The sequence below is a fragment of the Tannerella sp. genome (genome assembly GCF_052170195.1).
Lineage (GTDB): Bacteria > Bacteroidota > Bacteroidia > Bacteroidales > Tannerellaceae > Tannerella.
Window position 1 is genome coordinate 39,816 of sequence record NZ_JBQNAZ010000014.1, and the last position, 24,824, is coordinate 64,639.

The window sequence follows — 24,824 nt, forward strand, 5'->3', positions numbered from 1 at the left end:
GCCGAATCAGGGAAACGGGATAAAATAATCACATGAAGCAACAGCGAACAAGCTGCCGCGTTACCATCCGAAGTAACGCTTGGCATTGTAATAACAGATATCCTCGACCATCTGATTGATAAATGAAAATTCGGAAGCAGGTAACAGGCCGCGCTCTATCTCATTCCCGATGATATTACACAGAATACGGCGGAAATATTCATGACGCGGATATGACAGGAAGCTGCGCGAATCGGTCAGCATACCAACAAAACGGCTTAACAGACCAAGTGACGAAAGACTGTTCAACTGGTTCTCGATTCCTTTATATTGATCAAGAAACCACCATGCTGCACCGTATTGCATCTTGCCGGGAACAGACCCGTCGTTGAAATTATAGAGGTTAGTTACGATCAAATCATTATCACGCGGGTTCAGATTGTATACAATCGTTTTGGCCAGATGTTCTTCTTCGTCAAGACGGCTGAAAAAGCGATTCATCGGAACGGCTACCGTTACATCATCGATCGAGTCGAAGCCTGTATCAGGTCCAATCTTCTTGAACATGCGGGCATTGTTGTTACGGATCGCTCCGATATGAAACTGTTGCACCCATCCGGAGCGACAGTCCATCACAGCCAGATCATACAGCAAGGCGGAGCAAAAGCGATCATGTTCATCTTTTCCGACCGTCTGTCCGGAACGTACCTTTCCGAAGGTCGTTTCGATCTCGGCATCAGTGTACGGCTCGGCGTAGAATGTCGTCAGCCCGTGATCGGACAGCGAGCAGCCTTCCCGCTCAAAATAATCGTGCCGTTTTTGCAATGCATCGATAAGCTCCTTATAAGAACCGATGGATTGGTCGGCTACGGCCGATAGCTTGTCGAGGTATTCGTTATACGCTTTCGGATTTCCGATTGCCATCGCTTTATCGGGTCGCCATGCGGGCAGCACTTTAACCCCGAAGCTGTTTTCGCGGATCTCCTCGTGATATTCGAGCGTATCAGCCGGATCGTCGGTCGTAGCAACAACCTCGACGCGCATCCGCCGCATAATCGCTTGCGGACGATATTCCGGTGTTTGCAACTTAGCCGTACACTCTTCGTAAATATGACGTGCATTTGAAAGTTTCAACGTCTCCTGAATGCCGAAGATACGGTTCAGCTCCATGTGCGTCCAATGATAGAGCGGATTCCGCATGGTGTAGGGGATTGTTTCCGCCCATTTCTCGAATTTCTCATACGAGGTTTTGTTACCGGTGATGTATTCTTCGGGCACCCCGTTCGCACGCATGGCGCGCCACTTGTAATGATCGCCGGCCAGCCAGATCTCAGTCAGGTCGGCAAACTGGTAGTTCCGGGCAATCATTTTGGGATCGAGGTGACAATGATAGTCTATAATCGGCAGTTTTTCGGCATGTTTGCGAAAAAGCTCGGCAGCCGTATCGGTCTGCAGCAGAAAATTGGCATCCAGAAATGTTCGTCGCATCATAATCTTTTCTCAATGATAGCTTGTACCACATTCAATACATAGTCTCCCAACTTCTCACATTCGGAGATAATATCCATGTAGAAGATGGCATCGGAATACTTATACAACTTATTGTCTATGTTATCTATATTGTTGTTTTTTAATAGATTTCGATAAGAGTTGATTTCGTTCTCCATATTGTAGGAGAGCGCCATGTCTTCGCGGGTACCGGTCTGACGGAGCAGGATGTCGTTCATATGAACGATTGCAGCATCGGTCAGGGCCAACATGTGTTCAATATTATGATTTTGCTCGTCGGTAAAGTGTCCTTTCGCATCGTTACGCCGCTTGATGGTTTTCGCGATGTTGTTGCATGAATCGGCGATACTTTCGATTTCGGACACGGCGCGAAGCATCACGCGGATATTATTCTTTCCTTCGGCGCTGAGTCGTCCTTCGAGCACACGGGTCAAGTAGTCCGCAATCTCAACCTCCATGCGGTCACTGATCTGTTCGTATTTCTCGATGCGGTTATATGTTTTCAGGAATTTTTCATCATCCGTCTCATAGAGGATCTCTTTAACCATGCCCATCATTCGGTACACACGCTGTCCGTAGACAGCCATCTCTTTCTTAGCCTGCAAGAGCGATAACTCGGAAGTCGAAAGCATTCCGGATGAAATATATTTGAGCTGGAACTCTTCTTCTTCCGTTTCACGCGGCGATTTGATGATGGCCGAACAAATACGGACATAAAGATTCGTGAACCAGATCATGATGGCAATATTGCACAGATTGAACAACGTATGGAACAGTGAAAGACCGTATGAAACAGAAATCTGCAATGAGAAGAGGTGGGTCTGCAAGGCGATCAACCTCGGGTCTGTCAGTTCCTGACCGGAAGTAATTTGTTTCACGGTTTCCGGATCAAGGGAAGTGATGAAATTCGTTATTTCGTGCGGATCGCCCGGACCAAACTTCGTAACGACTTGAGCGACCATATCGGAGAAGGGATAAAAGAGGAGCATCATCCAGCAGACTCCGAACAGGTTAAACATCAAGTGCGCCAAGGCTGCACGGCGGGCCGATGTATTGGCCGAGATTGCTGCGATATTGGCAGTGATCGTCGTTCCTATATTCTCGCCCAATACCATGGCGGCAGCCATCTCGAAAGGGATCCATCCCTGAGTACACATGATCAAGGTAATGGCGACTGTGGCGCTCGAAGACTGCACAATTACAGTAAGTACCGAGCCTAAAAGCATAAAGAGAAGCAATGAACCATATCCCATGGAAGTGTAGTCACGGATAAACGAGAGTACTTCGGGATTGTTTTGCAGGTCAGGTACCGAATCTTTCAGGTAAGCGAGTCCGAGGAAAAGAAAGGCAAAACCGAGAATAAACTCTCCCCACGATTTCCGGCTGCTCTTTTTGGCGAACATGAGTGGAATAGCCACACCGATGAGCGGCAGGGAGAGGATGCTGATGTCAACTTTGAATCCGAAGATCGAGATGATCCACGCCGTAATGGTTGTTCCGACGTTGGCTCCCATGATGACACTGATGGATTGCCCCAGCGTAAGCAGCCCCGCATTGACGAAACTGACAACCATCACTGTCGTAGCACTCGACGACTGGATCATGGCTGTGATGAGAAGCCCCGTCAAGACGCCGGTGAAGCGATTCGTCGTCATGACGGAAAGAATGTTTCTGAGTTTGTCTCCGGCCACTTTCTGAAGACCTTCACTCATCGTTTTCATTCCGTAGAGGAACATACCCAATGAGCCTATGAGGGTTAGAAAGTCCAAAAAAGAATAGTTCATAGAAAGGATTGACTTGTGTAAAATTTTTGTTACTTTGCGGACAAAAATACAAAAAAAACGGAATTATGACAAAAACAGATAAAGAATCGATTACCGTCTACTGCAAAAATAACGATTTGTACAAAGAAGTCCCGATTGGCTCGTCTTTGAGTGAGATCTACGCTATGCTGGGGGCTCCGCTGCGTTACCGACCGCTGGGGGCAAGGGTTAATAACCGGGTCGAAAGTTTGACATACCGTTGCTGGAATCCGAAAGACATCGATTTTGTCGATTATACCCATCCATCTGGCTATCGTATTTATTTGCGTTCACTCTGCTTCATCCTTGTCAAGGCGGTATACGATCTTTATCCCGATACGCCGTTCAACCTTGAACATCCTGTATCGAAAGGGTTTTATTGCGCGTTCGAGAATCGCCGGAAGTTGACACAGGAGGATGTTACACGGATCAAACAGCGGATGCAGGAACTGATCAACGCCGATCTTCCGTTCAAGATGCGCAATGTACGGACATCCGACGCGATGGCGACCTTCTATGAACGGGGGATGAACGACCGCGCCCTGCTGATCGAAACGGCCGGTATGGCTTACACATCATATTACGAGTTGGACGGTTATATCGACTATTTCTACGGCAGTCTGGTGCCTTCGTCGGGTTATATTCATCTGTTCGATCTGGTGCCCTACTCCGATGGGATACTGTTGCAGATACCGCAGCGCGACAACGTGCACGAGCTTTACCCGATGGTTCGCCAAGATAAAATGTTTCATGCCTATAAGGAGCATCTCGAGTTGCAGCGTACGATCGGTGTCAACTATGTGGGCGATCTGAATCGCGCCATAACGATAGGAGAAGCTCGCAAGATTATCATGGTGTCTGAGGCAATGCAGGAGAAACAAATTGCCCACATCGCCGAAGAGATTGCATCGCGTTACAAGGACGGAGTACGCGTGGTCCTGATATCCGGCCCGTCCTCGTCGGGAAAGACGACCTTCTGCAAACGTCTCGAAGTGCAACTCATCACGAATCTACTACATCCGGTCGGCGTTTCGCTCGACGATTATTATGTGAATCGAGAAGACACCCCAAAAGATGACGAGGGAGAGTATGACTTCGAGTCGCTCTACGCGATCGATCTTCCCTATTTTCACCGCGACCTGCGCAAGCTCATCGCAGGGAAAGAGATCGAGATTCCTTCGTTCGATTTTGAACAGGGGCGACGGGTGTTTCGCGGAGACAGATTGCAGATGCAGAAGAACTCTGTCCTGATTCTCGAAGGGATTCACGGGCTGAATCCCGAACTGACATCACACATCCCGCCCGAAAATATTTACCGCATCTATGTCTCGGCTCTGACGACGATCTCGCTCGACGGGCACAACTGGATTCCCACGACCGACAACCGCCTTCTGCGACGTATCGTGCGTGACTACCGCTCACGCGGTTACTCGGCGCGCGAAACGATTGCCATGTGGCCGAAAGTGCGTCACGGAGAAGACAAATGGGTATTTCCGTATCAGGAGAATGCCGATGCAATGTTCAACAGCGCCATGATTTATGAGCTGGCCGTATTGCGTAAGTTCGCCGAACCGATCCTCAGCGAAATCCGTGAAAAAGATGCGGAGAGCGCCGAGGCTTATCGGTTGTTGCGATTCCTTCGCTATTTTAACTATATCCCGCTCGAAGAATTGCCCGTGACTTCGCTTCTGCGCGAGTTTCTGGGCGGGGGAATCTTCCGGTATTAACGTGAGGCGATTCCCAGCCGATGTTCGATGTCGGCTACAAGGCTGCTGGCACCGATGCGGAAGTATTCCTTCGTCAGCCATTCGTCGCCCAGCAGTTCTTTTACCAGCGTGTAATACTTCACCGCGTCTTCGGCCGAACGTATGCCGCCCGATACTTTGACGCCCGCCTTCCGTCCGCTCAACTTGTGGTATTGTTTGATCACGCGGCAAATGGTGTATACGGCTTCGAGCGTGGCGCCGGGATAACCTTTACCCGTCGACGTCTTAATGAAGTCGGCACCCGAATACAGGGCGAGGATCGTAGCCCGCCGTATGTTGTCCGGGGTCGACAAGGCTCCTGTTTCGAGGATGACTTTCAGCTTGGCGTCGCGGCAAGCATCTTTGATCTCGGCGATTTCGTCAGCCACCTCTTCACAGGCGTCTTCCATCAGGCAGCCGAGGTTCATCACGATATCGATTTCGTCGGCGCCGGCCATCACGGCCAAGGCTGTTTCGGCCACCTTAACTTCCGGGAATGTCTGAGACGAAGGAAAACCGGCCGATACCGCGGCAATTTTTACGTCGTGCGCTGTCAGGGCCTGCTTCACCGTCGCGGTAAAAACCGGGTAGGTGCAGATCGCTGCCACGTTCGACATGTCGGGTGACACTCCTTCAAAGGCATTTACTTTTTCGACCATCTGCCAAACGGTTTCTTTTGTGTCGAGGGTGGTCAATGTCGTTAAGTCGATCAATCCGTAGACTCGTTTCAGGGTTTCGCTGTTGAAATTCTTCTGATAAGACTTTTCGAGTAGATTGTTCACTTTTTCCGCGACGGTATCCGCCGAAAGCGCCGGATCGAAACGTTCTATACATTCGTGATACTTGTCGGCATGCGAATGATTGCAGGCATGCCCGTGTTCATGTTCTTCCATCTTATGTTATTCTTTTAGTTTTTGATTGTTCTTATGTCGTTCGAAGTCTCGTTCCGTTTTTTTGCGCAGGTTTCTTTCGAAAGCATCCGTCAGATCGACTCCCGTCTGATTAGCCAGACAGGCGAGCACCCATAACACATCGGCCATCTCATCGGCCAGATGACGCGTCTTGTCACTCTCTTTAAACGATTGATCGCCATACTTACGGGCAATGATACGAGCAACTTCACCGACTTCTTCCGTCAGGATCGCCATATTGGTCAACTCGCTGAAGTAACGTACACCGTATGTCTTGATCCAGTCGTCTACCCGCAGCTGTACGTCTCTTAGTGTTAAATCGTTCATTCGATAATATATTGAAACGGCCGCCTGAACGGCCTGAATGTTTTACGCAAAAGTAAACATTAAAAACGAAAAGGAGAATATAAATGACGAATGACAAATTGCGATGTCCGAACGCGAATAACGCAAACGACGCGAATGAACGCAAATACATCATTTGGAGGGCTTGGCGGGCGAACACAGAGGTTCGCCCCTACACGGCGTCCGATGGCTGAACGCTGATTACTGAATGCTGAATGACAATTAATCATTGACAATTAATTAACGTGGCTATTAACTATTAAAGGAGGATTTTTTTACCTCGCATGGTGTGTGCGACCTTCCTCGCATAATGTATGCGCAGGTTGAACGCGGGTGGCAGACGTCGTCCATGAGAAAGGGTTTGTTTTTCAACCTCTTTTATCCCGCAAGGCATCGTCACTCGTAATTATTCGTTCGCGTTTCGTTTTTCATCGGGCCAGGGACACGGTTTACCGGTGGCCTTGAACGACGGACGTTGGGCATCGACACTGCGTAGATAGGTGCCGAGCTTTGCTGATAAGTCTGTGACACGTTCCGGATAAGAGGCGGACTGTTCGTGGTTTTCACCGATATCTTCAGATATATTAAATAACTCCTTCTTGCCGGTTTCATAGAAATAAATGAGTTTCCAGTCTCCCTCGCGAATGGTACATGAGGGACCTACTCCGGGGCCGCTTCCGTCCCACAAGTTCGGGCAGTTCCAGAAAAGTGCGCGACCGTCGGAAGGATTTTTGCCTTTTCCGGTGAGGAGGGGGATGAAGCTTCGTCCGTCGATGGGTTGTACGATTTCATCGTTCTTTATTCCGGCCATTTCGAGGATGGAAGGAAAGAAATCTTCGATGATGACGTAATCATTGCAACGGGTTTGAGGTTTTACGTGTCCTGGCCATGCAACGATCATGGGCTCGCGTATCCCGCCCTCGTAAGCAGAACCTTTCCCGCTTGTGAGGGGAGCGTTATGGGTGTGCAGCGTTCCACCCCGCCATTTTGATCCGCAACTAAATCCACCGTTGTCGCTCATAAAAAGGATGATGGTCCGGTCGGCTTCGCCATGCGCTTCGACCCAGTCCATCAGATCGCCGAGGCTCTTGTCCATCCCTTCGATCAGGGCGGCATAGGCCGCCTCTCTGGGATCTAATCCCTTGTCGAGATATTTGGCATAGAAGCGGATGTCTTTATCGACGGGGATATGGATGGCGTAGTGTGCCATATAAAGGAAGAACGGCTGTCCGTATTGCTTCGCCTTGTCGAGGGCGCGGATGGCTTCGAGCGTAAGCGCCTCGGTCGCGAAGATGTCCTTGCCGTGATATTTTTCGAGTCCCGGGATTGCAAAGGGCGATTGCGCACCGCCATCGGTACGGTTTCCGAAGTTCTGTTCGCCGAGGTAACTGGCCAGGCCTCCCGCGGCATGTCCCGCAATGTTGACTTCGAAGCCGAAATGTGCGGGGTTTTCGCCCGGCGTATTGATGGCACCGAAGTGTGCCTTTCCGCAATGAATGGTATGGTATCCGTGCTCTTTGAGCAACTGTACGAACGAGGTCGCGCAGTAAGTTTGTTCAATACCCGGCACCTGGCAGATTCCGTTCACATTCCATTGCGGAAAAGTAAGGGCATCACTTTGGGCATCGGTCGATTGGTCGCGATGGAGCGTCCAATTCGTCACCCGGTGTCGTGCTGCGTTGGCTCCGGTGAGCAGGCTGCATCGCGTGGGAGAACTGATGGCCGAGGCATAAGCCTGCGTGAACATCATCCCTTGCCGTGCAAGGCGTTCCATATTCGGCGTTTCGTACGTGTCGTTAAACGGCGTACGCTGTGTCCAGAAAGGCAGTGAGGTATCCTGCCAGCCCATATCATCGACCATAAACAAAATGATATTCGGACGACGGACGGTATCCTGTGTTTCCGCTCCCTGTGCGACAACCGGAAGCAGGGCAAACGGAATGAGACATGTTGTTTTCATTGTTATCATGCGTATATGGGCAAAGGTAGCGACATTTTCCGGTTTTTCGTTATCTTTGCCACCCTATTTTTTGCATTATGACGAAATTTATTACAGTTATATCATTGTTTGTTGCGCTTTGCTGTACGAAGAAAGCAAGCGGAGGTGATTTTATATCGTATTCAGTCGCTGAGTTCGATGCTTTGCTGAAAGGGAATAAGTCGATTCAGTTGTTAGACGTTCGTCGTCCCGACGAATTTAAGGCCGGACACATCGAAGGAGCAATCCTGATCGACGTTACGGAAAAAGACTTTCTGGCAAAGGCCGACTCGTTGCTCGACAAGTCGCGGCCTGTGGCGGTATATTGCCGGAGCGGCAGGCGTAGCCGAAGAGCGGCCGAGATGTTAGTCGAAAAAGGCTATACGGTTCATAATTTAAACGAAGGCTATCATGAATGGCGTCTTTATCAGGAGGGGAAAAAACCATGAGGATTTTCCCCTCCTCTTTTTTTTAGCCTTAGCCGATGGCTCCGGCCTTGAGCAGGTATTCGGCAATCTGTACGGCATTCAAAGCCGCCCCCTTTTTAATCTGATCACTGACCGCCCAGAACGTTAATCCGTTCGGATGGGTAAGGTCTTTGCGGATACGGCCTATGTAAACGGGATCTTTCCCGGCTACGAAGAGTGGCATCGGATAATCTTTCTTAGCCGGATCGTCCTGCAAGATGACCCCTTCGGCTCGTGCGAACGCTTCTTTTGCCTCTTCGACCGAGACGGGACGCTCCGTTTCTAACCAAATGGCTTCGCTGTGCGCACGCATCACCGGAACACGTATGCACGTTGCACTCACCTCAATGTCGGAATGCATGATTTTGCGGGTCTCGCTATACATTTTCATCTCTTCCTTCGTATAACCATTGTCGGTGAATACATCAATTTGCGGAATCAGATTGTAAGCAAGTTGATAAGCGAATTTTTCGACCGTCGGCTCTTCGCCTTTGAGAAGCTGCGCGTACTGTTTCACCAGCTCGTCCATCGCTGCCGCTCCCGCTCCGCTGGCAGCCTGATACGTGGCTACATGCACCCGTTTGATATGCGAGATTTTTTCGATGACATTCAACGCAACAACCATCTGAATCGTCGAACAGTTCGGGTTTGCGATGATTCCTTTGGGGCGTGTCAGCGCATCTTCGGGATTGATTTCGGGCACGACCAGAGGGACGTCTTCATCCATCCGGAAAGCACTTGAATTGTCAATCATCACCGTGCCGTGTTTCGTGATGGTTTCGGCATATTCGATAGAAGTACCGCCTCCGGCCGAAGTAAAGGCCACATCGATGTCCTTGAAATCGTCATTGTGTTTCAGTTCTTTGACGATGTGCGGTTTCCCTCGAAATGTATATTCACGTCCTGCGCTACGCGACGAACCGAACAGTACCAGCTCATCCATCGGGAAATTTCTCTCTTCGAACACACGAAGGAACTCCTGTCCCACCGCACCGCTTACTCCAACAATTGCTACTTTCATCTTTTTCGTTTTTAAAGAATATGGAATATTTAATATTTTTCGTTGTATATTTGTAACAGAAATCTTCAAATATGGCTGCAAAGATAGAAAAACAAATGCGGCAAACGGTATCCGCTTTACATTTTTCATCCGTTGCAGCCAGAGAAACAAGGAGGGAAGTACGATGAAACACATGATGCTACTCGTCAATTTGATACTTATGCCGGTCTTCTTGCGGGCACAAACGTCTGATCCATCAAAGCCGGGCGATGTATTGCTGAACGAAGTGATGGCCAATCCCAAAGGACTGACGGCTTTGCCGGAAACAGAATATATCGAAATCTACAATGCTTCGGGCAAAACTCTTTCACTGAAGGGATGGGCTTTTATCTATGATAAAACGACGGTTGCCCTGCCCGATGTTACGCTGCCTGCCGCCGGATATGCGGTGCTTTATCGCGAAGGGCGGGAGATCGTGATCCCTGTTGAGGCGCTGGGATTAGGTTTAAAGAAGTTCCCTGCGAATCTGGCAAATGGCGGTAAGCATATCGCCTTAAAAAACTCGGATGGGCATCTTATTTATGCCTACGACTACCCGAAAGCCGTAGCCGGAAAATCGCACGAACGCGGGTCGGATAATACGTGGCATCTCTGTACCGATCCTCGCGGAGGTACTCCGGGTGCAGTCAATTCGTCGCCCGCTTCACCACCCGGTCCAACACCTCCCCCTGAACCTCCGACACCCCCTCAACCCCCAGTCCCTCCGGTCCAGCCTGATCCGACACCTGAAGAGCCGATAAAAATCGAACCCGGTGAAATCGTCGTGAATGAGATTTTATTCGATCCATTCGTCGGCGGAAGCGAATTCATCGAGCTCTACAATCGTTCGGGACGGACATTGCCGGTAAACGGCCTTACTCTTGCAATCCGAAAGGCAAACGGTGAAATCGGTACGCGGTATCCTCTGACATCGGTCAAAGACTCTCTTGCGGCCGACGAATATCTCGTACTGACCTCAAGTCGTAGTGGTGTGATCGGGTTTTATACGACTCCTTTTCCCGAACGGATCCATGAACTCAAATTACCTGTCCTGCATAACAATGAAGCCACGATCATTCTGCTGCGAAAGTTCGACTCTCTCATTATTGACGAGGTCGCTTACTCATCGAAGTGGCATGATGCAGCGATCAGACATATGAAAGGCGTGTCGTTAGAGCGTATCCGTCCCGATGGAGCGTCGGAAGAGGCTTCGAACTGGACTTCGGCGGCTTCGGAAGCAGGTTACGCGACGCCCGGCTACAGAAATTCACAGTTCAGGGATACGCAGGCCGACTATTCGTTTTCCATCCAACCTCCCGAATATCTCCATACTACCGATCGTTACGTTATATCTTACCGAACGGATGAAACGGGTTATCGTTGCCGGATCGAGGTATATACACCCAATGGGAAGAGAGTGGCGGAAATAGCAAACAACCAGTTGCTAACGCCTAACGGCGAAATCTTGTGGGATGGTACAGGAACAGACGGAAGCCGCCTGTCGTCTGGTGTATATATCTTTTTTGCCGAGCTTTACCACTCTGACGGCAACCGCCGGCGTGTCAAAAAAGCCTTTCTGGTTCACTGATCCGCTGTGGGGTGCTTATCGCGGATGATCTCCTCAACTCCGTCCATGATTTCGAAAAGTTCCGACACAGTTTCGGCACGCAACATCGCGACCCGTGTCGGTTTGAAATCGGGGATGCCTTTAAACAAAGGGGTTACGGCCAGATGTCGACGGATATGAAGGATGCCGCGCCGTTCGTCGAGCCATTCCACGCTTTGTCGCACCTGTCGTTTCAGGATATTGAGATACCATGCGAACGACTCAGGGCGGAGCGGTTCACCTGTCTGTAAAAAATGTTTTACTTCGCGGAAAATCCACGGCCGTCCGATACTCGCGCGTCCGATCATCACACCGTCTACCCCGTAACGCTCAAAAGCATCCCTGCATCGTTCGGCTGATGTGATGTCGCCGTTGCCGATAATCGGTATGTGCATGCGCGGATTTTCTTTTACGGCACCGATGAGCGTCCAGTCCGCTTCGCCGGTGTACATCTGTGCCCGTGTGCGTCCGTGAATCGTGAGAGCTGCGATGCCGCAATCCTGTAGTTGCTCGGCCAGTTCGACGATGATGCGATGATCGGCATCCCAACCGATTCGTGTCTTTACCGTTACGGGGATATTTACGGCTTTCACTACGGCACGTGTTATCTCAAGCATCAGCGGAATATTTCGTAACATCCCCGCACCGGCACCCTTATTTGCCACTTTCTTGACCGGGCAACCGAAATTGATATCGAGTACATCGGGACGTGCGACTTCACAAATCCGTGCGGCTTCGACCATGGGCATCACTTCGCGGCCGTAGATTTGTATCGCTACGGGACGTTCTTCGTCCGAGACCTTAAGTTTCTCTTCCGTCTTGCTTACCTGACGAATCAGCGCATCGCTCGATACAAATTCGGTATAGACCATGTCTGCTCCGAATTGTTTACACATCAGACGAAACGAAATATCCGTCACATCTTCCATCGGTGCCAGCATGACCGGCCGTTCTCCCAAATCTATTGTTCCGATTTTCACCTTTTCTTTCTTAAACAGTTGTGAAAGTAATGATTTTAATGTCTCCGAATAAAGCGGATCACAGAGTAGGCGTTCGTCATCATCAATCAGATTTCTTCCAGTGTGTAATATTGATAATCGCGCATGAGAGTGCGGAGGAAATGCTCGTCCGGGATTGTTGTTTCAATCTTCAGAAAACTGCGGGCCTGTAACGCTAATTGATGAATACGCTGCGAGCGTTTGTTTGTCTTGTCCGATAAGGTTTCAGCTATCAGATTCATTTGTTCGAGCGAAAGATTTTCGGCCTGAGGAAAGACCGGATGATAGTCTTCCGTCAAATGACGAAGTTCGTGAAAGATAAGCTGTATTCCTCGAAAATTATTTTCTTTGATCACGAGGGTTCCACCGGCAAGATCACCGAATCGTTGGTTGTTACGGGTCAGAATCATTGGAATCAGACCAATGCATGACATATACAGATCGATGATCAACATCAACCAGCGCAGCAAGTAAGCGGAAAAGGATGGAGTACTTCCATCTTTCATCACGACACGTATGCCTGCCAGCTTTTTACCGGGCGATTGCCCCCGGTTAAATATTTCCCAAAGGAGCGAATAACACAAGGCAGGCAGATAGCATACAATCATCACGAGTGTCAATATGATATCCATCTCTTCTTTTTGCATTAGATTAGTATAAACACCAAATAGCAAAGAGATTAAAAAGCTGTAAGCAGACAGCAAAAGAGCGTCAATCGTCCGTGCCAGCACCCTGTGCCCGACACTGGCCGGCTCCTGATCGATCCGCACATATGAATTCGTGATAATACTTGAGTATGCCATTCGTTCGATTGTTTGTTTTTCTCTTATCTGGTCAGCAGTACGACTCCTCCCATAATCAATAAAACACCAATCCACCGTGTGAAAGGGACGGTTTCGTGAAAAAAGAAAATGGCTGCCAGTGTACCGAAGATATAGCTGATGCTGATCAGAGGATAAGCTAAGGACAGTTCGTAATGTTTAAGTATGTAAAACCAGATGAATGACGCCGCAACCATCGACAACCCCGAAGCGAGAAGCTGCCAGCTGAACATGGCTTGACGAAAGAACTTCCAAGTCCACGAGAAAGTCCCGATTTCGGCCATCGCAAATTTCAGAAAGATTTGTCCCGCTACAAGAAACAGGCATTGAACGGTTGAGCAGCAGAGTAATTTCAGCATGACGACAAGAGAGTGAAAGAATGGGATTTGTTGTTGTAATGGTTATAGACGAGAATCCTCTTAACGTCAGGCAAAGCTTTCGTACCCCCGTAAAGAAAGTATGACGGTACTTCCCGACGATGCAGGCAAGTGGCAGCTACATATACACCCAATGCGGACGAAGTGAACGATTCGCCGAAGAGGTGTTTGTATTGCATCATCGGACAATGTTCGAAAAGGTGTGCCATCACATCGTGATACACTTCATCGTTTTGTTGGTGCGTATTGATACCGGTCAATACGGCATCGATATCCTTCGATTCACAACCGGCCCCGGAAAGCAATCCGGCGAGTGTTTCACGCATCTGTACAGGTGTCGGACGATACATCAGCTCTACGCCATCGATCCGGCAGAGCGTATGGGAGTCTTTCTTGTTGCCGAGCAGCATGCTGACGGCTGTTTCGCCGGCAAAACACTTGCCGGGTTCGAAGTCCCACCTCCCGAGACGATTGAAGAAGCGGTAATAATGCTCTGTCAGTTCATCGTATCCACCGACGAGTGCCGTCCCGATTTTTCCTCTCCCGAATTGCAGGAAAGCATCAAGCAGGGCTTGCTCGAATGACGTGCCACGATGCACATACGTATTGTTGTATCCGTGACATTTCAGATCGATGGCAACCGTTGCGCTCAGGATGTTATGTGTCGACTGCATAAAGAAGGTGGGCTGGAGGAATTGCTCGTTATTTTCCATGATGGAAAGGAGAAACTGCTCCGTATTCGCGATACATCCTAGACCTGTGCCGCTGATGATGGCATCGGGCTTTTCGATGCCCGCGTCCTTAAGTGTTAGACGCGAAACGACAACGGCACGTTTGAGGAGCGTACACATACGGCGCGACATCAGGGGAGATAGATAGTCCGAGAATTGCGGGTCGAGTGTAGACACGTATTTATCGGTGTATATTATGGGATGCTCGAACCAGTCGTCGACGAGAGGTTGTTGCACAGAGATTTGTCGGGCTGATTGAATATAAATTGGCATGAACGGTTAGCTTTTGGACAAGATGATCGAGGAGTCGTTACCTCCGAAGCCGAACGAGTTCGAGAGAACATGACGCAAGGGACGTTCCGGCTCGGGATTCGTTATCGGCATGAAGCTGTGTTCTTCAATTTGATTACGAAAGTTCAGGTTTACCGGCAGAAAGTTGTGCTCGAGGGCTAAAAGAGATACGATGGCTTCGATACTGCCCGCCGCGCTTGTCGTGTGTCCGGTATAGGCTTTGACCGATGAAATCGGAGGTACTTGCTCTCCAAAGAGGCGCATGGCGGCCAATCCTTCGGTTAAATCGTTATTGGGGGTACCTGTGCCGTGCGCATTAAGGTGACCGATGTCTTCAGGCTTTAGTCCCGCATCGTCTATCGCTCCTTTCATCGCCAGATATGCCCCGAGACCGTCAGACGAAGAGGCCGTCGGATGATAAGCATCGCAGGCGTTACTGTAACCCGATATTTTGCCAACAGGTTTCACTCCGCGGCGTAACGCCGTTTCTGCCGACTCCAGCACGAGATACCCAGCGCCTTCGCCCAGATTAATCCCTGCCCGGTCACGATCGAACGGCCGACAAACCTCATGATCGAGAATCATTAGCGTATTGAAGCCATTCACATGATAGCGCGAGAGGCATTCACATCCGCCGGCTACGACGACATCAACCCGCCCATCGCGAATCAAGTCACATCCCATCATCAGCGTATTAGCTGACGACGAGCAAGCCGTCACAACTGTCGAAACCATACCGAAGCATCCGAAATAATCGGCAATCTGCTCGGTACACGAGCCGCAATCGTTCAGTTCGATATAAACATTTTTAGAATCGTTCGTGAGAAAATCATTGTAGTATCGCTCCGCCTTGTCCATCCCCCCGACAGTGATCCCCGAAAGAAAAGCAATACGTAACGCCACAGAACGATTGACCTGTGCTTGTTCCATTGCTTCGCGCACAGCCGGAATGGCCAACAACGACGAGCGTATAAATGCGTCCGAAGGCATCAAATGCAACATCTCGCGCAACTCGCTATTGGAAAACTTCACTTCGCCCACAGGCAAGCCGGTATGTATCGTTTGCAGGTATCGTACGGGAGCAACTCCTGTACGTCGGTTCCTCAGTGCGTCGAGCGTCTCCGCTTTACCGATCCCGATAGCCGAAACAATCCCCGCACCGGTGATGTAGATTTCTTTTCTCTCCATACGTGGATTTATGACTTCATTGCCTGATACCTTGTCATTCTATTACGTAAAAAACACGGCAAAGATACGAAAAGATACGGAAACTCCCGGAAGAGAGGAAGACTGCTTTCTCGTCCCTTCATCAATTTGCGTAAGAAATCGATCTCGGTTTTAAGACACTTCCCCTGATTAAGAAATACTTTGTGAAACAAAAATCACCTTTGCATCCGTTTCCGATACATAGAAACGGGTACGGCAAGTTGTGCTGTTACTGCGGGCGGACATTCAGGTCGGCCCTTATGAAGCCTCTGCAAAATTCACTTATAAAATTGTCCAATCCGTTTTTTTGCTGAATTGGACAATTTAGCATGGAAAATCCCGAAATTTGAAGTTTTATGCCATAAAAAGGCCGTTTATCAGCCCATTTCTCCCTTTATCGGAAAGAATTCCCGGGAGTGCAACATAAACTGTAGGCAATGACCTTCAAGGATAAGCCCCAAAAACGCATGAAAGAAAGACGGTCTTTGATTTGTTCTTCCACTTCTGGGTCGCTCAAACCATACTGGGAGCGCAGAGAAGTTCTATCTTGAAGAGCAGAATGGTATCATAAGAGGGGCACCCCATAGAGGAACTTCCTTTGGTATAGACCTTGTCGATCAAGCCGGAGATAGACTTTCAATCGATGAATTGGTTGATTTGGGCAAAGAACACATCTTTTACTTTGCGCCGAGCTACGATTTGGTCGGCAAAACTAAGTTGAGTACAGGCGGACTTCTTCATGGAGTAAAGAGACGAAAAAAGAGGGAAATGACAAAATAAAAAATGAACATAGTTTTGCAGAGAGCTCACAATAAAAGTCTAATAAAGTCATCTGAGGCAAGGGCGGCATTTGCACGGCATTTAGATGGACATCCGTATTGCCGCACACATCTAAAGCAGCAAATATCGAAGCCTCATTTGCCTTTTTTAGTACATCCCGACCAATAGATGTTTGTCCTAAATATTGATTCTCGACTCTTGGAGATATAACTTGAGTCAAAAGCAATAAGAAAACTCTTTGTTCTATTTTGAAAAACAGTTCCATGTATTTCAACGAATTAAGTTCGTATTTAGTAGCTGATGCCTATTCCTCCAAACCTCGGGTGGTGAAAACCATATTGGATTTAGGCCTGCATTTTATCAGCCGGCTGCGGGACGATATCAGTCTTACGTATATTTATAGGGGCCAACCAATGGGCAAGCACGGTGCGCCCAAAAAATATGATGGAAAGGTTAATCCTAAATCACTCGATATGAACCATTTTTCAAAAGCAGTAGCCTGCAATAAACTGACCATCTATTCAGCCAGGGTGTACTGCGTGGCTTTTAAAACGACCGTTAATTTGGCCATAGCTACATTTAAAAAAACGGGCAAGAAGTTGCAAGAAAGTTATACTTCTCAATAGTCCTCGAGATGGATGCCCCAAAAATTGTCCGTTATTATCGCTCTCGTTTTCAAATCGAGTTTGCTTATCGCTATGCAAACCAGCATTACGGCTTAACGCATTGTCAGGCACGAAGTGAAAACAAACTTCATTTTCATTTTAACGCCGCTCTAACCGCCGTCAATTGAGTTAAGACATAATGGTTGCAGGGCAATCCACGCGCAAACCAATCTTTTTCTATGCAAAGCCATAAAACAATGTATGAAAACGTATTAAAATCAAACATATTTATTCGAAAGTTCGGCATAAACCCAAACACGAAGAAAAACAAGCAAATTATAAAACGACTCAGAAACTACGGTTGGATTGTCCCTTGAAATAGAAAATTTATAACGAACTATTGTACTTGTACTAAAACTATGGAGCATTTAACAATGCTGAAAATCTTTTTCCAGCATGTAAAAAGGCTGCTCCTAAAATATCAAGGGCAGTCTTTTTCAAATGGAAGTGATTCCGGTGCGATTCGAACGCACGACCCACAGCTTAGAAGGCTGTTGCTCTATCCAGCTGAGCTACGGAACCCCATTCTTTTTGAGGGTGCAAAGATAGAAAAGGTTTTTTGTTCTGCCAAAAGAATGTGTCGTTTCAACTAGTAAATGCAACTTTTTGTTTCAAATAAAGAGTCTGTTTAATTTTATTCAATAGCATCCTAATGGAAGCCGTTTTTAGCATCTCCTCAACCGAATCGAACGTTGAGTTCATCGTTTCGGCAGAGTCTTCTATAATTGTCAAACCATGAAAATATCCTTTCCACAATCCACCTTTTTCCGATTGATTTAAAGTAATTTACCTCATATCTGCTTATCACAACTTTAAGGATGTCTCCTTTCTTGCAGATTCAAGATTTGAGACCTCTGCAAAACCCCACTTAGATATCAAAATGAATGTTCGTGCAGGGCGAACAAAGAAGTGCGCTCGGAACGGAATTGAAATTCCATTCGCGAGCACACCGTCTTCTCTATTCTTTTTTATAGACTTAGCGTACGAGCTGTCCCGAGGGGCTGATTTTCACTTTGATCTCCGAGTTACCCTTCTCCAGTTCGAGCAGATAATAGTTTCCGGCCGGCGTTTCCCAATACTCCGTATCATCGATCCGATAGCCCGGATAAGAAGCGGAGGCCGCCTGCACTACACTCTGCGGAAGAGAAGATACACGCACATCCGTCTGTGTGTAAAGCCACTTCTCCGCTTGATCGAAATACACATCGCGACGTACATTTCCATCTACGATCTCGACTTCGATCTTCCCATTCTCACGGTCTACTTCCACGATCTTCGCTTTCGGATATTTTTGTGCAATGATCTTGTTTATACCGGTAGTCGGTTGCTTTGGGATGTAGTTGATGTAGTCATTGCTGTCATTGGGGTCGTTGTCTGTGTCTACTACCGTCTTCACCAACACACCTGTCGGCGAATAATACAGGTCTACTTCCTTGTTGCCCTTTTCGACTTCAATTACATAAACCGTTTCCATGTTCAGACGTTCGATTTTGTCGACGTCTTTGATCTTCCATGTCGCGTATTCACTTGTTTCAAAAGCTTTTTTGACCGCTTCCGGGATGCTGTTGTACGGTACGTCCGTCTCCGTCATCTGCCATTGGGCCTGCTGATCGAACCATGCCACAGTCGATGTGTTGTTGTTCTTAAAATCGGCCACTTTGTAAGCGCCCTGCGTCTTCCACTCTACGTTTTTGGCTGACGGATACTTAGCTGCTAAAACAGCTTCTGCGTTGTCGGCTTGAGTCAAAGGATGATCGTCATTGTTACAACTCTGCATCATAAACATTCCGGCTGCTAAAGCAAATAAAATCTTTGTTTTCATCTTCTTTGTTATTTAAATATTATAAAACTAAACTGAAAAGCATTGTGTTCCGGTTAATCCAGTCCGATGAAATTTCCTCTCAGGTCGAACTTGAGTTCGAGGCCGTTGTTCAGTTTGACTTCATAGTCACGGCTATCCCGATCGATTTTCGTAATACTCTGTGATACGTGCTTTTTGGCTACGTATTCCAGAATGGTTTTCGGCACGATCGCATCAGGAACTTTTGCATTGCCGCAGTTGATTTCTTTCCATTCTCCATTCTTTTTGAACTCGATCTTACGGCCGTCTACAAACACGACTTCGTAATTTTTATCGAACAGTTCATTTTCCATTTTAGCATAGGAGACTTCTACATTTGTGAAGTGTTGTTTTATGAATTGCTGCGCTTTCTTAGGCAGCTCGTTCGTCTGCACCGGTTTGTCATTTCCAGCGTATGCTAAAGCCGTTACTGTTACGAAGCATACGAATAAAATCATTTTTTTCATTTTCTATTTCTTTGTCGTTATAAATACGATGCAAAGATGAGGAGCAAATCTGAAATGAATTTGAAATTTACCGGGAAAAGCGATTTTTTTTCGGAAAAGTCAGGATAAATGTATGGAAGCCCTTGCGAAAGTCGTATTGTATGGCAATTTGATACATCTTACAGATCGCATCGACGATGGATAGACCGAGACCACTTGAGCCTTTCTTTTTATGCCCTTGATAGAAACGCTCGAAGATTTGCTTATCATTGAGCGGGTTATCATCGCTTGTATTGCTGATGGATAATTGGCTTTCGGTGATATCGATCATGATCTTGCCGTTTTCCGTATTATGTACGAACGCATTTTTCAGCAGGTTTGAGACGAGTGCAGAAGCAAGAGCTTCGTGCATGAAGACGTGTAGAGGAGCATGTTCAGACAAAATGACGGAAATGTTACGGTGGGCATAGATTTCCTCAAAATCTTCCAACAGCGCTTTAATCTGTGTCTGGATACTGATGCGGGTGTTTTCGGGAAACTGCCGGTTGTCGATCTTCGAAAGGAACAGCAGTGACTTATTCAGGCGCGAAGCTTGCCGGATCGTCTGCTGGGTCTTGATGATTTCGTCCAATTGTTCTTCTGTCAGAGGGGTGCTATCAGCTAAAATTTCGAGACGGTTTTGACAGATGGCAAGCGGTGTCTGAAGCTCGTGCGAGGCATTGCCTATAAATTGTTTCTGCAATTCGAAAGCAGCTTCGGTGCGTTTCGTGTGCCGTGTCACCGCTTCGTTGAGCTGACGGAATTCCTGCACGTTGGTATCGTTCTTCAATGGTTTATTTTTCGTTCCAATCGTGTAAGAATCGAACCAGTGAAGGAGTGTGTACAGCGGCCTCATACTGCGATAATAGACCCATACGTTCACTGCCAGAATTGTTACCAGTAATACAATGTACAGGAGAACGATCCAGAAGAGAACGGCCTCTTTCAGATCATTCTTATCGATCGTTGGAAATGAAACGGTTAGCAATAGATAATGGCCATTACGGTCTCTAAAGATCGTTTTGAGTGTTCGTGCAGGTTCCGTTTCATTTTTCTCGGAAATGAAAATCATTTCGTCGAGATATTCGATATTCGGATGACTGTGTGGATAGGTTTCATCTACTTCCTGGATATAGAAACTGTTGTTCGTATTGTTGTCGTATATCGGTAGCTCTTGTCCTGTCAGGACACGCTTGATGATCATCTCGGAGAAGTCTTCGAGCGAATCGTCCGTTTCATCATTTACTTCGTTGATGATATTCACGTAAAAATAAAGCGCCCATCCTGTCAGTAAGATTGACAGGACGATAGACAGGCGGAGCAGAATACGGTATATCAGTTTCATCGGAGCGTGAGAAAAGAAGGAGAATTAGTCATGAACGATCAGTTTGTATCCGAATCCGTAAATCGATTTGATTTCGAGCGTAGAGTTGGCATCGTTCAGTTTTTTTCGGATATTTTTCATTTGAGCGTAAACAAAATCGAAATTGTCTACCTAATCGATATGGTCACCCCACACAGATTCGGCTAAGATTTCCTTACTAATCAGATGGTTAGGGCGGTTGATGAAGTACGACAGAATATTGTATTCCTTTCGTCCGAACATAAGTTCCTGATTACCTACAAATACCTGAAATGTCTGTGGAATAATCCGGACGTTTCCCAGCCCGATCTCCGTATTACCTTGATGTTGTTTGCGGCGGATTACGCTGCGGATGCGTGCGTGCAGTTCAGCCAAATGGAACGGCTTTGCCAGATAATCGTCGGCGCCGAGCTCAAGTCCTTTGACCTTATCATCGAGCGAATCTTTGGCCGAGATAATGATGACACTTTCCTGCTTTTTCATCGCCTTGAGCTGTTCCAGCACGTTAAATCCGTTGCCATCAGGTAGCATGATGTCGAGCAGGATGCAATCGTAGTCGTAATCTTCGATTTTAAACAGCGCCGTGCGAACATTATCGGCGACCTCGGCTACATAACGCTCTTTTTCCAGCGACTTGGCGATTAGCTCGCGCAACGACGGATCGTCTTCTATGACAAGTATCTTCATCTGTCTGTCTGTTTTGGAGGCACAAAACAAGTTCCAGATTCTGAAATCGAACTGAAAATGCTTTTTTCCAGCGGTAAAAGTAGGTAAAAAAATCAAAACCCGTAAATTCAATTAGCAAATGCAACTATTATTATGGAATAGGTGAGAATTGATTTTATGATCATCCGTAATTCTTCCTATTATAAACATTTGTTTTAGAGTCTGGTGTATAACTCGTCGATCAATAATCTGTCAAACTATTTTTTCCCAAAATATCGCCTGTTGAACTTGTAACAGAATTGATTGAGATAGTATTGTAAGCATTCGGAGATGAACCTTATTTTGTAGATGAATCGAGTAGGAGGAAAACGAAAATGGTTTTCTTCCTGATTTCGTTTTCCGACCTCTCACACCAGCGTACAAGCAGTTCCGCATAAGGCGGTTTCGCAATCTATATGCATAAAGATGAGATAACATGGGTTACTACGTCCGGCAAGAGATTTAACCTTGCGTTTGAACTTGTCTTTTGTTTTCTTGTGAACACACAGTCTGCATTTGCCTTTCGTGAAATAGAAGGAGTAGCCGAGGTATTTCATGCCTCATATGCAACCTACTTCTGTCTTGTCATGATTGACTATCAGATGCCGATCCTTTTCAACAAATTCCGTTATGCTTGCGCATAAGGTTCGGCTGGCCTCTTACTTTTACATAGTATCATGCTATCATCTGCATAACGAACAAAGCGGTGGCCACGATTCTCCAATTCCTTGTCAAGTTCGTTCAGCAGGATATTGCTGAGCAATGGACTCAAAGGACCACCTTGCGGGGTACCCTCTATACTTGGTTCATAATGCTTACCTATCGTTACTCCGCTTCTAAGATACGTCTGTATAAGCGAAATCACACGCCCGTCATTGATTGTCCTTGACAGTATTCTCAGTAGGAAACTATGGTTTACCGTATCAAACCAACTTGTCAACTCCTCCCACTCCTTTGCTTCGTACTACTTATAGATATGCACGATTGAGATTGTCGGGGGAAAGAATTTGACTCATTAAGTCATCTTTACTTGGTTGCACGGCTATCAAACTGACGTCTTTCATGTCCATATAGGTCTGTACTCCCTCATATCCTTCGGATTCTGTCCTATTCTTTTGAGGCTGGCCAAGTGTACTTTCTATGACGGTTGTTTTATGCATTCTTTCCTATTTTGAATTAGTTATATGTTTATAGCTATTGCGATTCAGCCCTTCCCTAAAAAATTTTAGGTACTATGGCTTCTGCTGACTTCTCACGGTAAGCTTTACTCCGTGTTTGGCAATCTAAACACATGCGCAAAACGTCCGTGAGACCTCCCCGATTAAAAACATAATCTTTCACACTTATACCTGCTTGATTTACACCGAGTTTTCTGTATAGCTATAGGGCTTTGTCTTGTTTGGCAGACTTACCCACACTCATATGCCTTATTATCAATTTTTGTACGTCAGTCCAGTGCTTTGCCTAAGACTTCCTTCGGATTCCGTATCGCTACGGACACCCTTACCGTTGGCTGTACGCTTACCGCTATAAGGCTGCGTTGGGGACTTACACCCGTTAGATTATGCCTATGGAGGGCGAACCCCAAAAAAGGGTGCATCGCTTATTACAACACACCCTCTTCTGTATAGTCCAATTTCATCAAGACCTCGACAGGTTATGGGTTTTGCGCCACGTACTCATCGGCTTTTTCTTTCATACGTTTCGCACGTTTTTCGCTGTCAGGATGCGAAGAGAACATCTGTTGTACGGTTGATGCCTTAGCTCCTTGAGAAAGTTCGACTAACTTGTTCAAGGCGTTAGCCATACCGTAGGGGCTGAAGCCATTTTCGATACATGTTTTAAAACCATACTCGTCTGCCGCATACTCTTGTTTCTGCGAGAACTGTGCACCCATGAACGATTTTGTGATTTCGCCCAACTCTGTATTCGAGAGTCTGTTCACCGTATTGCTTGCTGCTCCGGCAGCGTTAATGGCTGCTGAGGTCAGGTAAGCGTTTCGGATGGCATCTTTCACATCCGTACCTGCCACGTGCCCGATCTCATGACCGATGATGGCCATCAGTTCGTCGTCGTCCATAATATCCATCAGCGAGCTGAACACGCGGATACTCCCGTCGGCACAGGCGAAGGCATTGATATCCGTTACGTGATACACTTTAAAATTGAGCGGAATTCCGTTTGCTTCTGTCAGGTTTTCCGTTAACCGTGCTAGGCGTGCACCATATTCGGTCGATTCGTCGGCGATCGGGTTGTTTGCATCCATCCATTCCACGGATTTTCTACACAGTTCCATCACTTCAGCATCGCTTAAGGTGACTGCTTTCACTACTTCTTTCGTCGCTTTTTCGGCTTTGTAAATATTAACATTCTTTCCACCGATCTTGATTTGCGCCTGCACACTCCATACTGTTGTGGCAAACGCTAAAAACATCATCATTTTTTTCATTATTGTTTCTATCTAAAAGATTTCTTTAAAAACAAAAAAAGATAGTTTTTTGGGTCTGTGTTGAATCGTCTGGGTAACCCATAAATCAGCATCGGGAAGGAACTATCACAAATGGGGTATTGGAAAGTCTTAACGCTAAAGTGCAATTGGCCAAAAGAAGAGCTAGAGGATACGCAAATGTGAATAACTTTATGGATATGGTATACTACATAAACGGAGGAAGGAATTTCCATTACCCACTCAAATCAACATAGAGCCAGTTTTTTGTTCAATGGGAATTTTTAATTAGTGATCAGCAGTCACTCTCTCAGACATTTAGTTTTTTGTGTGTGTTTTATTTAGTAATCAGCGTTCAACCATCTGCGACAAACTTTTAAACAACGAAACAAACCAACAATTTAATTCAAGCTTTCAGACCTTATAAGCCCTGCGAATGTTTAAAAATTGGTTCGTTTGTTTTTTTCATTGCTGTCCGATAAAACTTTTTGAAGGATAAAAATTAGGGCTGGATTCCTCGCTTAGAATTCAGCCTTTTTAGTTAGCTTTGTTTCTACAATAGAAAGAATTGCGGATAATCATTTTCGGTATTGTTAAGTTGCTATAGTTCTTGGAGACATTGCAAAGTTCAACATTTTCATAATCAAAACAGTGATAATTATAAAAAGAAGGATACGCTATACTAGTGCTATGTAAATTTTGACATGACGTATATTATTTGTAAGTTTGTCTCAA

The 24,824-nt window shown here is 46.8% G+C and carries 23 protein-coding genes, 1 tRNA gene and 3 pseudogenes; 6 read left to right on the plus strand and 21 right to left on the minus strand.

All coding sequences use genetic code 11. The features are described 5' to 3' along the window. Positions 1-60: 60 nt before the first annotated feature. Positions 61-1,467 (minus strand): glucuronate isomerase, encoded by a 1,407-nt coding sequence (gene uxaC / locus ACTTKA_RS05830; RefSeq protein ID WP_442724316.1) that lies wholly within the window; start codon positions 1,465-1,467, stop codon positions 61-63. Continuing rightward, the gene (locus ACTTKA_RS05835; RefSeq protein ID WP_075588947.1) at positions 1,467-3,272 is read right to left on the minus strand and encodes a Na/Pi cotransporter family protein; all 1,806 of its coding nucleotides are present in this window, start codon (positions 3,270-3,272) and stop codon (positions 1,467-1,469) included. The genes uxaC and ACTTKA_RS05835 overlap by 1 nt, the downstream gene beginning before the upstream one ends. Positions 3,273-3,337: 65 nt before the next feature. On the opposite strand from ACTTKA_RS05835, the gene ACTTKA_RS05840 reads away from it, so the two are divergent. Further along, positions 3,338-5,017 (plus strand): nucleoside kinase, encoded by a 1,680-nt coding sequence (locus tag ACTTKA_RS05840; RefSeq protein WP_442724299.1) that lies wholly within the window; start codon positions 3,338-3,340, stop codon positions 5,015-5,017. On the opposite strand, the gene deoC is transcribed toward ACTTKA_RS05840, so the two are convergent. The 3 genes from deoC to ACTTKA_RS05855 form a co-directional block, all read right to left on the minus strand. Further along, complete coding sequence (deoC, locus tag ACTTKA_RS05845) at positions 5,014-5,928, minus strand: deoxyribose-phosphate aldolase (RefSeq protein ID WP_442724300.1); 915 nt, start codon at positions 5,926-5,928, stop codon at positions 5,014-5,016. The two genes, ACTTKA_RS05840 and deoC, sit on opposite strands and share 4 nt — an antisense overlap. 6 nt (positions 5,929-5,934) lie before the next feature. Further along, positions 5,935-6,273: a nucleotide pyrophosphohydrolase gene (locus ACTTKA_RS05850; RefSeq protein WP_442724301.1), complete on the minus strand. Its 339-nt coding sequence runs from the start codon at positions 6,271-6,273 to the stop codon at positions 5,935-5,937. A gap of 424 nt (positions 6,274-6,697) precedes the next feature. Beyond that, positions 6,698-8,251, minus strand: coding sequence for a sulfatase (locus tag ACTTKA_RS05855; RefSeq protein WP_442724302.1), 1,554 nt, complete (start codon positions 8,249-8,251; stop codon positions 6,698-6,700). A gap of 77 nt (positions 8,252-8,328) precedes the next feature. Between ACTTKA_RS05855 and ACTTKA_RS05860 the strand changes: the two genes are divergently transcribed. Further along, positions 8,329-8,718, plus strand: a complete 390-nt coding sequence (locus ACTTKA_RS05860; protein WP_442724303.1) for a rhodanese-like domain-containing protein — start codon at positions 8,329-8,331, stop codon at positions 8,716-8,718. Positions 8,719-8,746: 28 nt separating this feature from the next. Here ACTTKA_RS05860 and ACTTKA_RS05865 read toward each other — a convergent pair whose 3' ends face one another. Next, positions 8,747-9,757 carry an aspartate-semialdehyde dehydrogenase gene (locus tag ACTTKA_RS05865; RefSeq protein WP_442712916.1) on the minus strand — a complete coding sequence of 337 codons (1,011 nt, stop codon included), beginning with the start codon at positions 9,755-9,757 and terminating at the stop codon, positions 8,747-8,749. Positions 9,758-9,920: 163 nt separating this feature from the next. On the opposite strand from ACTTKA_RS05865, the gene ACTTKA_RS05870 reads away from it, so the two are divergent. Next, positions 9,921-11,363, plus strand: coding sequence for a lamin tail domain-containing protein (locus ACTTKA_RS05870; RefSeq protein ID WP_442724304.1), 1,443 nt, complete (start codon positions 9,921-9,923; stop codon positions 11,361-11,363). Here the strand turns inward: ACTTKA_RS05870 and dusB are convergent. The 7 genes from dusB to ACTTKA_RS05905 all read right to left on the minus strand — a co-directional run bounded on the left by dusB (position 11,357) and on the right by ACTTKA_RS05905 (position 16,850). Next, positions 11,357-12,361, minus strand: coding sequence for a tRNA dihydrouridine synthase DusB (dusB, locus tag ACTTKA_RS05875; RefSeq protein ID WP_442724305.1), 1,005 nt, complete (start codon positions 12,359-12,361; stop codon positions 11,357-11,359). The two genes, ACTTKA_RS05870 and dusB, sit on opposite strands and share 7 nt — an antisense overlap. An 86-nt stretch (positions 12,362-12,447) precedes the next feature. Next, entirely contained in the window at positions 12,448-13,182 is a 735-nt protein-coding gene (locus ACTTKA_RS05880) for an RDD family protein (RefSeq protein ID WP_442724306.1), read from the minus strand. A gap of 23 nt (positions 13,183-13,205) precedes the next feature. Continuing rightward, a complete protein-coding gene (locus ACTTKA_RS05885; RefSeq protein WP_074451669.1) occupies positions 13,206-13,559 on the minus strand; it encodes an EamA family transporter in 354 nt (117 codons plus the stop codon). After that, a complete protein-coding gene (locus ACTTKA_RS05890) occupies positions 13,553-14,581 on the minus strand; it encodes a beta-ketoacyl synthase N-terminal-like domain-containing protein (RefSeq protein ID WP_442712913.1) in 1,029 nt (342 codons plus the stop codon). Before ACTTKA_RS05890 ends, ACTTKA_RS05885 begins: the two co-directional genes overlap by 7 nt. A 6-nt stretch (positions 14,582-14,587) precedes the next feature. After that, positions 14,588-15,787 (minus strand): beta-ketoacyl-[acyl-carrier-protein] synthase family protein, encoded by a 1,200-nt coding sequence (locus ACTTKA_RS05895; RefSeq protein WP_074451667.1) that lies wholly within the window; start codon positions 15,785-15,787, stop codon positions 14,588-14,590. Positions 15,788-16,199: 412 nt separating this feature from the next. Continuing rightward, positions 16,200-16,307, minus strand: coding sequence for a hypothetical protein (locus ACTTKA_RS05900; RefSeq protein WP_442712912.1), 108 nt, complete (start codon positions 16,305-16,307; stop codon positions 16,200-16,202). 210 nt (positions 16,308-16,517) lie between these two features. Then, the gene (locus ACTTKA_RS05905; protein ID WP_442724307.1) at positions 16,518-16,850 is read right to left on the minus strand and encodes a hypothetical protein; all 333 of its coding nucleotides are present in this window, start codon (positions 16,848-16,850) and stop codon (positions 16,518-16,520) included. Between ACTTKA_RS05905 and ACTTKA_RS05910 the strand changes: the two genes are divergently transcribed. Further along, entirely contained in the window at positions 16,849-17,211 is a 363-nt protein-coding gene (locus tag ACTTKA_RS05910; RefSeq protein ID WP_442724308.1) for a hypothetical protein, read from the plus strand. The genes ACTTKA_RS05905 and ACTTKA_RS05910 overlap by 2 nt on opposite strands. Positions 17,212-17,219: 8 nt before the next feature. Then, positions 17,220-17,378, plus strand: coding sequence for a transposase (locus ACTTKA_RS05915; RefSeq protein WP_442724309.1), 159 nt, complete (start codon positions 17,220-17,222; stop codon positions 17,376-17,378). A gap of 320 nt (positions 17,379-17,698) precedes the next feature. On the opposite strand, the gene ACTTKA_RS05920 is transcribed toward ACTTKA_RS05915, so the two are convergent. The 8 genes and pseudogenes from ACTTKA_RS05920 to ACTTKA_RS05955 all read right to left on the minus strand — a co-directional run bounded on the left by ACTTKA_RS05920 (position 17,699) and on the right by ACTTKA_RS05955 (position 24,092). Then, positions 17,699-17,772 (minus strand) — tRNA-Arg (locus ACTTKA_RS05920). A gap of 454 nt (positions 17,773-18,226) precedes the next feature. Then, positions 18,227-19,072: a PepSY-like domain-containing protein gene (locus tag ACTTKA_RS05925; RefSeq protein WP_442724310.1), complete on the minus strand. Its 846-nt coding sequence runs from the start codon at positions 19,070-19,072 to the stop codon at positions 18,227-18,229. Between the two features lie 53 nt (positions 19,073-19,125). Further along, positions 19,126-19,557, minus strand: a complete 432-nt coding sequence (locus ACTTKA_RS05930) for a PepSY-like domain-containing protein (RefSeq protein WP_442712908.1) — start codon at positions 19,555-19,557, stop codon at positions 19,126-19,128. Positions 19,558-19,624: 67 nt separating this feature from the next. Next, positions 19,625-20,920, minus strand: a complete 1,296-nt coding sequence (locus ACTTKA_RS05935) for a sensor histidine kinase (protein ID WP_442724311.1) — start codon at positions 20,918-20,920, stop codon at positions 19,625-19,627. Positions 20,921-20,944: 24 nt separating this feature from the next. Beyond that, positions 20,945-21,625 (minus strand): annotated as a pseudogene (locus tag ACTTKA_RS05940) (response regulator transcription factor). A 160-nt stretch (positions 21,626-21,785) separates the two neighbouring features. Further along, positions 21,786-21,930 (minus strand): annotated as a pseudogene (locus ACTTKA_RS05945) (IS1595 family transposase); the annotation flags it as partial. Between the two features lie 341 nt (positions 21,931-22,271). After that, a complete protein-coding gene (locus ACTTKA_RS05950; RefSeq protein ID WP_442724312.1) occupies positions 22,272-22,583 on the minus strand; it encodes a reverse transcriptase domain-containing protein in 312 nt (103 codons plus the stop codon). A gap of 717 nt (positions 22,584-23,300) precedes the next feature. Next, positions 23,301-24,092, minus strand: a complete 792-nt coding sequence (locus ACTTKA_RS05955; protein ID WP_442724313.1) for a M48 family metallopeptidase — start codon at positions 24,090-24,092, stop codon at positions 23,301-23,303. Between the two features lie 95 nt (positions 24,093-24,187). On the opposite strand from ACTTKA_RS05955, the pseudogene ACTTKA_RS05960 reads away from it, so the two are divergent. Then, a pseudogene (locus tag ACTTKA_RS05960) lies at positions 24,188-24,346 on the plus strand (transposase); the annotation flags it as partial. Positions 24,347-24,824 lie beyond the last annotated feature (478 nt).